Origin of the sequence: Nioella aestuarii (genome assembly GCF_050896395.1) — a bacterium.
Lineage (GTDB): Bacteria > Pseudomonadota > Alphaproteobacteria > Rhodobacterales > Rhodobacteraceae > Nioella > Nioella aestuarii.
This window is the reverse complement of the sequence record NZ_JBPBBA010000063.1, coordinates 1-10,857: the sequence shown is the minus strand read 5'-3', so window position 1 is coordinate 10,857 and position 10,857 is coordinate 1. Positions and strand designations below refer to the sequence as shown.

At 61.1% G+C, this 10,857-nt stretch carries 11 protein-coding genes; 7 read left to right on the top strand and 4 right to left on the bottom strand.

What is annotated here, in order from left to right; translation table 11 throughout:
* Window positions 1-567 (bottom strand): thiamine pyrophosphate-binding protein (locus tag ACROHD_RS20160; RefSeq protein WP_432680245.1); only part of this gene is annotated, 567 nt, incomplete at its 3' end.
* Between the two features lie 461 nt (window positions 568-1,028).
* Here ACROHD_RS20160 and ACROHD_RS20155 point away from each other — a divergent pair.
* The 4 genes from ACROHD_RS20155 to ACROHD_RS20140 all read left to right on the top strand — a co-directional run bounded on the left by ACROHD_RS20155 (window position 1,029) and on the right by ACROHD_RS20140 (window position 4,378).
* A complete protein-coding gene (locus ACROHD_RS20155) occupies window positions 1,029-1,979 on the top strand; it encodes a Hint domain-containing protein (RefSeq protein WP_432680244.1) in 951 nt (316 codons plus the stop codon).
* Between the two features lie 113 nt (window positions 1,980-2,092).
* Window positions 2,093-2,974: a Hint domain-containing protein gene (locus tag ACROHD_RS20150; protein ID WP_432680243.1), complete on the top strand. Its 882-nt coding sequence runs from the start codon at window positions 2,093-2,095 to the stop codon at window positions 2,972-2,974.
* 220 nt (window positions 2,975-3,194) lie between these two features.
* Entirely contained in the window at window positions 3,195-4,088 is an 894-nt protein-coding gene (locus ACROHD_RS20145) for an SPFH domain-containing protein (RefSeq protein WP_432680246.1), read from the top strand.
* On the top strand, window positions 4,088-4,378 hold the full coding sequence (locus ACROHD_RS20140) for an NfeD family protein (protein WP_432680242.1): 291 nt from the start codon (window positions 4,088-4,090) through the stop codon (window positions 4,376-4,378). Before ACROHD_RS20145 ends, ACROHD_RS20140 begins: the two co-directional genes overlap by 1 nt.
* Before the next feature lie 7 nt (window positions 4,379-4,385).
* On the opposite strand, the gene ACROHD_RS20135 is transcribed toward ACROHD_RS20140, so the two are convergent.
* Window positions 4,386-4,760: a winged helix-turn-helix transcriptional regulator gene (locus ACROHD_RS20135; RefSeq protein ID WP_432680241.1), complete on the bottom strand. Its 375-nt coding sequence runs from the start codon at window positions 4,758-4,760 to the stop codon at window positions 4,386-4,388.
* 106 nt (window positions 4,761-4,866) lie between these two features.
* Between ACROHD_RS20135 and ACROHD_RS20130 the strand changes: the two genes are divergently transcribed.
* Window positions 4,867-5,490 (top strand): NAD(P)-dependent oxidoreductase, encoded by a 624-nt coding sequence (locus ACROHD_RS20130; RefSeq protein ID WP_432680240.1) that lies wholly within the window; start codon window positions 4,867-4,869, stop codon window positions 5,488-5,490.
* On the opposite strand, the gene pyrF is transcribed toward ACROHD_RS20130, so the two are convergent.
* Together pyrF and ACROHD_RS20120 are read right to left on the bottom strand one after the other, a co-directional pair.
* Window positions 5,487-6,176, bottom strand: a complete 690-nt coding sequence (gene pyrF, locus ACROHD_RS20125; protein WP_432680239.1) for an orotidine-5'-phosphate decarboxylase — start codon at window positions 6,174-6,176, stop codon at window positions 5,487-5,489. The genes ACROHD_RS20130 and pyrF overlap by 4 nt on opposite strands.
* 206 nt (window positions 6,177-6,382) lie before the next feature.
* Window positions 6,383-6,559 (bottom strand): hypothetical protein, encoded by a 177-nt coding sequence (locus ACROHD_RS20120; RefSeq protein ID WP_432680238.1) that lies wholly within the window; start codon window positions 6,557-6,559, stop codon window positions 6,383-6,385.
* Window positions 6,560-6,773: 214 nt separating this feature from the next.
* Here ACROHD_RS20120 and clpB point away from each other — a divergent pair, with 214 nt between their 5' ends.
* Both clpB and ACROHD_RS20110 read left to right on the top strand, forming a co-directional pair.
* The gene (clpB, locus tag ACROHD_RS20115) at window positions 6,774-9,389 is read left to right on the top strand and encodes an ATP-dependent chaperone ClpB (protein ID WP_432680237.1); all 2,616 of its coding nucleotides are present in this window, start codon (window positions 6,774-6,776) and stop codon (window positions 9,387-9,389) included.
* A 164-nt stretch (window positions 9,390-9,553) separates the two neighbouring features.
* The gene (locus ACROHD_RS20110) at window positions 9,554-10,519 is read left to right on the top strand and encodes an ornithine cyclodeaminase family protein (protein WP_432680236.1); all 966 of its coding nucleotides are present in this window, start codon (window positions 9,554-9,556) and stop codon (window positions 10,517-10,519) included.
* The last annotated feature ends 338 nt before the right edge of the window (window positions 10,520-10,857 follow it).

Sequence of the window (10,857 nt, the reverse complement as noted above, 5' to 3'; positions counted from 1 at the left end):
GGCGTCCAGATCGGCCTCGGACGGGCGGTGAAGCGGCGGCGCAGAAGCGGCAGTCACAGGCGCGGCCCCATCGCCCCAGGCGGTGTCGGCAGGCAGGATCAGCGTTGCAATCTGCCCGCCCTTCGCGCGCGCCGCTCGAATGGCGTCCGCCCCGTCACTTGCCACGTCCGCGGATGATAAACTGCTGCGTGTCCAATGGCTTATCGCTTGGCTGACGCCCTCGGTATCGCCTTTCAGCGGGCTGTCATGTTTGAGGTGATAGGTTGCGTGATCGCCCATAACGTTGAGCACGCCACTGCCCGCCTTGCGCGCATTATGGAGGTTGGAAAAGGCATTTCCGAAGCCCGGTGCGAGGTGCAGCATTGTGGCCGCGACACGGCCTGACATGCGGTAATACCCGTCCGCTGCGCCGGAGGTTCCGCCCTCGAACAGGCACAGGATGCAGCGCATGTCGGGGTGACTGTCCAGCGCTGCCACGAAGTGCATCTCGGACGTGCCGGGATTGGCGAAGCAGACGTCAACGCCGCTGGCCAGCATGGTTTTCACAAGGGATTCCGCACCATTCATTCGCCATCTCCTTTTGCGTTACCAGACCATGGATGGCGCAATGCGAAAACCCCGAAAAAAGGGGGCACCACATGTACACCCCCGGTGCATCGGGCGTGCGAACAAGTCGGTGATCCGGCCAGTGCCTTAAAAGCAGATGTAACAGGCAGTCGAGACAAAGTACCAGGCCACCCCAAGCGCGATCAGCACCGCGGCCCCCAGCACGAGCAGGATGATGCGCAATGGCGTCATGGCCTTACCCCTTTCGGTTCCATGTGGACAGCATACACGGGGGGCGGGGAAAGGCGAATTTGTCGGGAGTGGTGGACAGGGTTCTCCACCCTGCGCTTGCGAACATGCACTCAAGAAGCACCTTCACGCGTCAACCAAGTGTAATCACGCAGTAAGTGACAGCCGCCGGCAACCATCTTGAAAAGTAACCTTTATCCTTCGATTATGTCACCTCAAAAGGGGGAAGTCGCATGGTCACAATAAACGGGAACGGGGGAAACAACAGCTTTACGTCCACTGCGGCCGACGAGACATTCAACCTCGTCGGAGGGAATGACAATCAAGTCTACTTTACCGCCGGTTCGATTGGCGATGATATAATCCAACTGGCCAACGATCCGGCATTTGGATACGACATTCACGTCGATCTTTCCGCAACCAGCGGCGTGATCACTGGGACAAGGTCTGGTGTAAATCCCGACGATCTCATCATCACGGTGACCTCTGACATTGGCGGACCCGGCGCTACCGTCGAGACCATCACGTTAACCGACTTCTTTCTGGATAACTCTGCCGCCGACCAGATCACAATCACAACCGTTTCCGGCTCAGGGACATTCGATCTGCAAACGCTTTACTGCTTTTCAAAAGGCACAATGATCTCAACCCCGTCAGGTGAAACAAAGGTAGAAGAGCTGCACATTGGTGACGCCGTCCTAACAGCCGATGACCGATCTGTTCCTGTCAAATGGATCGGTCACCAGACGGTGTCCACGTGGTTCGGCCCCGCCGAACGCCTGATGCCGGTACGCTTTGTCTCCGGGTCCCTGGGTAATGGCCTGCCACACACCGACCTTACTGTGACGGCGGATCACGGAATGCTGGTGGATGGTGTCATCTGCCATGCAGGAGCGCTGGTTAATGGGTCGACCATAACGCAGGTGCCCTTGGAAGAGATGGGCAAGACCTATTCGGTCTATCACATCGAAACTGAAGCCCACGAGATCATCCTTGCCAATGGCGCGCCTGCCGAGACGTTTATCGATAATGTCTCGCGCCGCGTCTTTGACAACTTCGCGGAATTCGAGGCGCTTTATGGCGACGTGCCCGAGATGGAGGAACTGCCTTACCCCCGCGCGATGAGCGCACGGCAGGTGCCGGGATGGCTGCGCAGAAGTCTCTCGGTTTCGTTGACGGCATGAGTGTCCACTCGTTAAGCTTGTGTTCTCTACACGCAAGGATCGTGAGGCGCTGACAGGCCCGTCGGTGCGTCACCCTGATTTGACGACGCAACAAAGGCTCCGGGGGGGAAGTCATGGCTAGCTACAGTTTTGCATTCATTCATTTCATCGGGGCCTCCACCAACCTGCTGGAAGGGCCCGCCTACAACATTACCGGTGCGTCCACGCCCACAACGCCCCTGACCGAGGCGGATCTTACGATCGACGGATCGACTGCCGTGGGGGACGCCGTGGAATACAGCGGGTCCACCTTCTACTACAGGGGAACGACCGATCAGGGCGGCGTGATGATCTCGACCAGCCCGACGGGTGCAGGCCAGACCTGGCTTCTGGCGGACAGCAACCTGTCGGGGCAGAACGTCTTTTTTCAGGCCACCGGCCCCTACCTCTACTGCTTCCTTGCCGGAAGCGGGATCGCGACGCCAGCGGGCGAGGTCGCGGTGGAGCGCCTGCGGATTGGCGACACTGTCCTGACCGCCGAGGGCCGCGCCGTGCCCGTCAAATGGATCGGCCGCCAGACGGTTGCGACCCGCTTTGGCCCCGCCGAACGGCTGATGCCCGTGCGGTTTGAGGCCGGGTCGCTTGGGCAGGGGGTGCCGTTGGAACCGCTGACGGTGACCGCCGATCACGGGATGCTGGTCGGGGGCGTGATCTGCCACGCGGGGGCGTTGGTGAACGGGACGACGATCACGCGGGTGCCTCTGCGCGAGATGGGCGAGAGCTACACGGTCTACCATATCGAAACCGAGGAACATGAGATCATCCTCGCCAACGGTGCCCCTGCGGAGACCTTCATCGACAACGTCAGCCGCCGGGTTTTCGACAATTATGCGGAGTTCGAGGCCCTCTATGGCGATGTGCCGGAGATGGAAGAGCTGCCGTACCCCCGCGCGATGTCCGCGCGGCAGGTACCGGGGTGGATCGCTGCGAAGCTGGTTGGGAAGGCAGTGGCCTGATCTGACTCCAAAGGACTGCTTCGGTGGGTCTGCCATCCTCTGACCAGGGGGTGGTTTTGCTCGGAATTGATTGCCGCCACGGGCCAGTCACAGGCTGGCCCTGACCGGGTCTTCCTCAGATCGGCCTTGTTCTATCGGCCAAACCGGCCCACATACGCCCTAGACCAATTTTCAACCCGACTGCATAGTTCCGCGTATGAAGAACGAGGATACCAATACCATGGATATCGAAGCCATTCTCGACGCCCTGTTGGGCGGCAACCTGGTGATCCTGCTGCTGGCAGGCTTCATCATTCTCTGCATCTACCTTGGCATTCGCATCGTGCCGCAGAGCCAGAAATTCGTTGTTGAACGGTTCGGACGACTGCGGGCCGTACTTGGGCCGGGGATCAACTTTATCGTGCCCTTCCTCGACCGGGTGGCGCATAAGATCTCGATCCTTGAACGTCAGCTGCCGAATGCCACGCAGGACGCAATCACCAAGGATAACGTGCTGGTGCAGATCGACACCTCGGTGTTCTATCGCATCCTTGAACCGGAAAAGACCGTCTATCGGATCCGCGATGTGGACGCTGCGATTGCCACCACCGTGGCAGGGATCGTCCGGGCCGAGATCGGCAAGATGGACCTTGATGAGGTTCAATCGAACCGTTCGGCGCTGATCACTCAGATCAAGGCGAGTGTTGAGGATGCGGTCGATGCCTGGGGTATCGAGGTGACGCGGGCGGAAATCCTTGACGTGAATCTCGACCAGGCGACGCGCGATGCGATGTTGCAGCAGCTGAACGCCGAACGCGCCCGGCGGGCGCAGGTGACTGAAGCCGAAGGTCAGAAACGCGCCGTGGAACTTTCCGCCGATGCCGAGCTTTACGCGGCACAGAAGGCCGCTGAAGCCCGCCGCATTCAGGCCGACGCGGAAGCCTATGCAACCGGGGTTGTCGCCGCAGCCATCGCCGATAACGGGCTGGAGGCTGCCCAGTACCAAGTGGCGTTGAAACAGGTCGAGGCCCTGGGGCAGATGGCAACCGGAAACGGGTCTCAGACCATCATCGTTCCTGCCGATGCCGCCGATGCCTTCGGCAAGGCCTTCCAGATGCTTAAGGGCCGGGGCTGATGGATATCTGGAACACCTGGTGGGCCTGGGGGGCGTTGGCGATCTTGCTGGCGGTTGGCGAGGTCATTCTTCCGACCTTCGTCTTGCTTGGCTTCGGGGTTGGTGCGGGGGTGATCGCATTGATCCTGCTGATCGGTGGCGCCCCCGCCGCCTTCATTGCCGGCTCGGTCCCGGTTCTACTGCTGAGCTTTGCGGTTGTGTCGCTGATCGCCTGGCTGTTGCTGCGGCGCTTCCTGGGTGTCTATCGCGGCCAGGTGAAGACCTTCGACCACGATATCAACGAAAACTGATCCGGGCTTACCCGGCAGCCTTCTCCATTCCTGCGTCATAAGTGGCGCGGGATTTGCGTATCGCGGGTTGGTTGGCCTCTGCCCATTGGGCGAGCTGACCCATGGCCTCGTTCAGAGACCGGCCGGTGTCTGTGAGGGCGTACTCCACCTGCGGCGGCGAGCTGTCCAACACTTTGCGGGAAACCAGCCCGTCGCGTTCCAGATGGCGCAGAGTGACGGACAGCATCCGGGCAGAGATGCCGTTGATCACCCGCTGCAATGCATTGAAGCGGCAAGGCCCGCGTGATAGTTCCAGGATAACCAGAACAGACCACGCGTCCCCGACCCGGTCCAGAACATCGCGAATGGGGCAGGCGTAGCTTTGGCTGCGGCGGGCGGTCATGCGCTTCCCTTCAGGTAACTATGTGACGAACAGCACCGTATTCCGCAGGTGCTTGTGACTGAGTATCTGGTTACTAGACGTAACTAAGATATCCTGGAGGATCAAGATGAAGCTTCTCGTATTGGGGGCATCCGGCATGATCGGCAGCCGTATCGCGGCCGAGGCCGTTGCGCGCGGGCACGAGGTTACCGGTACGGCCCGTAACCCGGAAAAGATTGCCGAAGGCGTGTCCAAGGTGGCGCTTGATATGGCCAAGCCAGACGGGCTGGCTGCCCTTGCAGGCGCTGCCGACGCGGTGATCGTGACGATATCACCCCGTAGCTCGGGCGATGCATTTGCCGATATGGAACAGGTCGCCGAAGCCATCGAAGATCACATCGCCCCCTCGGGCACGCCGATCTTTCACGTGGGCGGGGCGGGAACGCTGAACCTGCCCGACGGTTCTCCCCTGGCCGATATCCTGCCTGACGAATACCGGTCCGAGGCACAGGCGATGCGCAAAAGCTATGAGCGGCTGTCGCAGAAGGGGTTGGACTACACCTTCATCGCGCCCGCCAGCCTGATTGCGCCCGGTGAACGGACGGGTCAGTACCGGACCAGCTGGCGTCAGGCGATGGCCGCGCCCGATGGCAGCCTCAGCACGATCAGCGCTGAGGATTATGCCGTCGCGATGCTGGACGAAGTTGAAACCGGTGCGCGGCGCGGCACCGCCTTTCAGGTCGCGAACTAAGGCAGTTCGGCGAGGATCGCCTGCGCAGCGGCGCGGGGGTTCTCAGCTGTCCAGATCGGGCGGCCCACCACGATATGATCGGCCCCCTCGGCAAGCGCGGCCGCGGGGGTCATCACGCGCTTCTGGTCGCCCTTGGCTGACCCCGCCGGGCGTACGCCGGGGGTCACGATCAGGCGGCCTTCGGCGTTTGGCAGGCTACGGATCTGCGTGGCTTCGTGGGGCGAGGCAATGACGCCGTCGGCCCCGGCCTCGAACGCCTTGGCGGCGCGTTCCAGCACGATATCCTGCACGTCGCCCGCCTTGATCAGGTTGGCGTCCAGATCGTCCCGGTCGAGCGAGGTCAGCACCGTGACGGCGAGGATCTTCAGGTTGCTGCCCGATGCGCCCTCTTTCGCGGCGCGCACCACCTGCGGGTCGCCCTGCACGGTCAGGAAATCCAGATCGAACTGCGCCAGCCCGCGCACGGCGGCCTCGACCGTCGCGCCGATATCGAAGAGCTTCATGTCCAGAAAGATGCGCTTGCCGTGGTCCTGTTTCAGCTCATTGGCCAGTGCCAGCCCGCCGCCGGTCAGCATCCCCAGCCCGATCTTATAAAAACTGACGGCATCGCCGATCTCCTCGGCCAGTTTCAGCCCCTGCAGGGCATTGGGCACGTCAAGGGCGGCGATCAGGCGGTCATCACTCATGGCTTGGGTCCTTCCGGTTGCACTGGGGCGATGCTTTAGGGCGCGACGCGCCTGCTGTCCATGCGGCCAGACAGAAAACGGCCCGGTCGCGACGGGGGGAAGCGACCGGGCCGGGCAGCAGGAGACCTTGAGAGACGGGGGGTCATCCTGTCTGAAAGCGCAGCCATTGAGGGACGGGGGCAGGCGGCTGCGCCTTGGGGAAACTGTTACCGCCGGTGGCGGAGGGCGGCCTGCGAGAGGCCAGAGGCAATGCGAGAGAACGCGGCCCCTTGCGGGCCGTGCCAGCGACAGTCGACCGGGGCGCGGTCGTCCAGCACAGCGCGGGCATGAAAACAGGCGCGGCGGGCGTCGTAGGCAACATGGGTCAGGGCGATGCGGGTCATGGCTTCGGGTTCCAGATATGGCTTATGGTCATGTGTCGGGCGGGGTGGCTGCCCGGTTCAAAAGAAATGGGAAGAATTTTTCGAAAAGGAATCCTAGGTAGCAATCTTGTGATGACGCGTTTCCTTCCCCATCTATCTGACAAGGCCTGCAAATGGCCCCGTGCCGGAATTCTGGGCGGGGCGAAAGGCAGGCGCTTAGAAAAGGAGACTTGGCATGAACTTAGAAAAGTTCACCGACCGCGCGCGCGGGTTCCTTCAGGCCGCGCAGACCATCGCACAACGGGAAGATCATCAGAAACTGGTTCCCGAACACCTGCTGAAGGCACTTCTTGACGACGATCAGGGCATGGCCTCGAACCTTATCACTCGCGCGGGCGGCAACGCCAAGCGCGTGGCCGAGGCGCTGGACCTGTCGCTGTCGAAACTTCCGAAAGTGACCGGCGCTTCCGGGCAGCTTTACATGGACGGGCAGACCGTGAAGGTGCTGACCGAGGCCGAGAAGCTGGCTGAAAAAGCTGGCGACAGTTTCGTGGCCGTCGAACGGATCCTGACCGCTCTGGCGATGGTGAAATCCAAGGCCAAGGATGCGTTGGATGCAGGCGCCGTGAATGCTCAGGCATTGAATGCTGCGATCAACGATCTGCGCAAGGGGCGCACGGCGGACAGCGCCGGGGCGGAAGACAGCTATGAGGCGCTGAAGAAATACGCCCGCGACCTGACGGAAGCGGCGCGCGAGGGTAAGATTGACCCGATCATTGGCCGCGACGAGGAAATTCGCCGTGCCATGCAGGTGCTGAGCCGCCGGACCAAGAACAACCCGGTGCTAATCGGTGAACCCGGCGTCGGTAAGACGGCGATTGCGGAAGGTCTGGCTTTGCGCATCGTCAATGGCGACGTGCCGGAATCCTTGCGCAACAAGACCCTCATGGCGCTGGATATGGGCGCGCTGATTGCTGGCGCGAAATACCGGGGCGAGTTCGAGGAACGGCTCAAAGCGGTTCTGAATGAAATCGGCGCGGCCGCTGGTGAAATCATCCTCTTCATCGACGAGATGCACACGCTTGTGGGCGCGGGCAAGACCGATGGCGCGATGGATGCAGCGAACCTGATCAAGCCGGCACTGGCGCGGGGCGAGTTGCACTGTGTGGGTGCCACCACGCTGGATGAGTACCGCAAATATGTCGAGAAAGACGCGGCCCTTGCCCGCCGGTTCCAGCCGCTGATGGTGGAGGAACCGACGGTGGAAGATACCGTGTCGATCCTGCGCGGGATCAAGGAGAAATACGAACTGCACCACGGCGTGCGGATTTCCGACGCTGCCTTGGTGGCTGCCGCGCAGCTGAGCCATCGCTACATCACCGACCGGTTCCTGCCGGACAAGGCCATCGACCTGATGGACGAGGCGGCAAGCCGGTTGCGGATGGAGGTGGACAGCAAGCCAGAGGAACTGGACGCGCTTGACCGCGATATCCTGCAAAAGCAGATCGAGGCCGAAGCACTGAAGAAAGAGGATGATGCGGCGTCGAAGGATCGGCTGGTGAAGCTGCAAAAGGACTTGTCCGAGTTGCAGCAGAAATCGGCAGAGCTGACGGCGCAATGGCAGTCGGAGCGCGACAAGCTGGAATCAGCCCGTGGGCTGAAGGAAAAGCTGGATCATGCCCGCGCAGAGCTTGATCAGGCCAAGCGGCAGGGTGATCTGGCGAAGGCCGGAGAGCTGTCTTATGGCGTCATCCCGCAGCTTGAAAAGCAACTGGCGGAATCAGAACAGCAGGACAATGACCTGATGGTCGAAGAGGCCGTGCGGCCCGAACAGATCGCATCCGTGGTCGAGCGGTGGACCGGTATTCCGATGTCCAAGATGTTGGAAGGCGAGCGCGAAAAGCTGCTGCGCATGGAAGAAGAAATCGGCAAGCGGGTGATTGGTCAGCGGACCGCCGTTCGCGCCGTTTCAAACGCCGTGCGCCGGGCGCGGGCAGGTCTGAACGATGAGAACCGTCCTTTGGGCAGCTTCCTGATGCTTGGGCCGACCGGCGTGGGTAAGACGGAACTGACCAAGGCGTTGGCCGAGTACCTCTTTGATGACGACCAGGCGATGGTGCGCATCGACATGTCCGAGTTCATGGAGAAACACGCGGTCAGCCGCCTGATCGGCGCGCCTCCGGGCTATGTCGGCTATGACGAGGGCGGCGTGCTGACCGAAGCGGTCCGGCGCAGGCCCTATCAGGTGGTCCTGTTCGACGAGGTCGAGAAGGCGCATCCGGATGTGTTCAACGTGCTGCTTCAGGTGCTCGATGACGGGCAACTGACCGACGGGCAGGGCCGCACGGTGGATTTCAAGCAGACGCTCATCGTGCTGACTTCGAACCTTGGGGCGCAGGCGCTGAGCCAGCTGCCCGACGGGGCGGATGCATCCGACGCCAAGCGGGATGTGATGGACGCCGTGCGCGCCCATTTTCGGCCGGAATTCCTGAACCGCCTGGACGAGACCATCATCTTCGACCGCCTGACGCGGGCCGATATGGATGGGATCGTGGCCATTCAGCTGCGTCGTCTTGAAAAGCGTCTGGCAGATCGCAAGATCACGCTGGATCTGGACGACGGCGCGCGGAAATGGCTGGCCGATGAAGGCTATGACCCGGTCTTCGGGGCGCGGCCCTTGAAGCGGGTGATCCAGAACGCCCTGCAGAACCAACTGGCCGAAATGATCCTGGCCGGAGAGGTGAAGGACGGCGAAACGGTGCATGTCAGCGCCGGGGCCGACGGGTTGATCGTCGGTGACCGGGTGTCCGCCTCGAACCGGCCCAAGCCAGACGATGCCGTGGTGCACTGACGAAGAAAAGGCCCCGCAAGTGCGGGGCCTTTTTGGGAGTGGCAGGATTGAGCCCTTAACGCACGAATGCTGCAAAGCGGCACGATGTCTGACCATGCAGATGGGATGTGACATGCCGTGTGAATCTGCCTAACCTTTCGCAACACACGAAGGGATGGCGTAAAATGGGAACGTTGGTCGTCACGGAAAGCGAACTGAGAACTTGCCTGTCGATTGACAAGAGCGCTCTTGCCGCGGTCGAGCGGGCCTTTCGGTGGATTGCCGAGGGGCGGGTTTCGATGCCGCCGGTAATGCACATCACTGTTGATGCTGAGAGCGCTGTGGATACCAAGGGCGCATTCGTGGACGGCATTGATCATATTGCGGTCAAGATCGCCACGGGCTTCTTCCGCAACCCGACAATCGGCTTGCCGAGTTGCAGCAGCATCGTGGCCTTGATGAACGCCAAGACCGGAGTTTTTGACTGCGTATTCCTCGACAACGGGTTCCTAATGGATTTGCGCACCGGTCTCGCCGGGGCAGTGGCGGGGAAGTATCTCGCACCTCAAAACGTGCACACTGTTGGCGTTCTCGGCACCGGCGTTCAGGCGCGCTATCAGATAGAAAGTCTCTCGCTTGTACGTAGTTTTGAGCGGTTGCTGGTCTTCGGAAGGAATTCGACTTCTGTTTCGAAATACTGCGACGAGATGGCCGAACGCTTGGGCATTCCGGTTGAGCCATGCGCGACAGCGGAAGAAATGGTCCGAACCGTGCAAACTATCGTGACAACGACACCTGCGACGAAAGCTGTAATTCCTGCCGACTGGATACACTCTGGCCTGCACATTACGGCGATGGGATCTGATTTGCCCGGAAAACAGGAGCTGGAGGCGGGCGTCCTTGACCGGGCTGATTTCATCGTATGTGATGTGATCGACCAATGCCGGATCGGCGGTGAACTCCAGCATGTGACGGTCGAGCACAAACGGCTTCATGATCTTGGATCAATCATCGCCGGCGCCCAGCGTTTCGTACGCGACCCCGACGCTGTTACAATCTGCGATCTGACTGGGACAGGCGCCCAAGACACTGCTATCGCTGTCGAGGCCTATGCGCGGGTCAAGGCTGCCGGACTGGGCGCAATGCTTTGACGACAATCCGAGAGCGGACTTTCGCTAAGTGCAACTGAATGGCAGCTTCGTCCCGCATAGCGGTCATTGTCTGATCGTGCGATATGACTTTGGGCACATCGGGCGGCGTCTGGTCCGGGGTGGTCGATCCGGGGGATGGCCGGAATTGATGTGAGCCAACTGGCCGAATGATGCTCTTTGGTGAGGTGAAGGACGGCTAAACGGTGCATATCAGCGCCGGGGCCGACGGGCTGATCGTGGGCGACCGGGTATCAGCGTCGAACCGGCCCAATGTATGTACCGGCTGCTGTCCGCAAATGATTTCTAGCATGTTCTCGGAAGTCGCTCATATGTATCCG

Coding starts and splice junctions, on each gene's coding strand:
- ACROHD_RS20155 (WP_432680244.1), top strand. CDS start 1,029: ATGGTCACAATAAACGGGAACGGGGGAAACAACAGCTTTACGTCCACT.
- ACROHD_RS20150 (WP_432680243.1), top strand. CDS start 2,093: ATGGCTAGCTACAGTTTTGCATTCATTCATTTCATCGGGGCCTCCACC.
- ACROHD_RS20145 (WP_432680246.1), top strand. CDS start 3,195: ATGGATATCGAAGCCATTCTCGACGCCCTGTTGGGCGGCAACCTGGTG.
- ACROHD_RS20140 (WP_432680242.1), top strand. CDS start 4,088: ATGGATATCTGGAACACCTGGTGGGCCTGGGGGGCGTTGGCGATCTTG.
- ACROHD_RS20135 (WP_432680241.1), bottom strand. CDS start 4,760: ATGACCGCCCGCCGCAGCCAAAGCTACGCCTGCCCCATTCGCGATGTT.
- ACROHD_RS20130 (WP_432680240.1), top strand. CDS start 4,867: ATGAAGCTTCTCGTATTGGGGGCATCCGGCATGATCGGCAGCCGTATC.
- pyrF (WP_432680239.1), bottom strand. CDS start 6,176: ATGAGTGATGACCGCCTGATCGCCGCCCTTGACGTGCCCAATGCCCTG.
- ACROHD_RS20120 (WP_432680238.1), bottom strand. CDS start 6,559: ATGACCCGCATCGCCCTGACCCATGTTGCCTACGACGCCCGCCGCGCC.
- clpB (WP_432680237.1), top strand. CDS start 6,774: ATGAACTTAGAAAAGTTCACCGACCGCGCGCGCGGGTTCCTTCAGGCC.
- ACROHD_RS20110 (WP_432680236.1), top strand. CDS start 9,554: ATGGGAACGTTGGTCGTCACGGAAAGCGAACTGAGAACTTGCCTGTCG.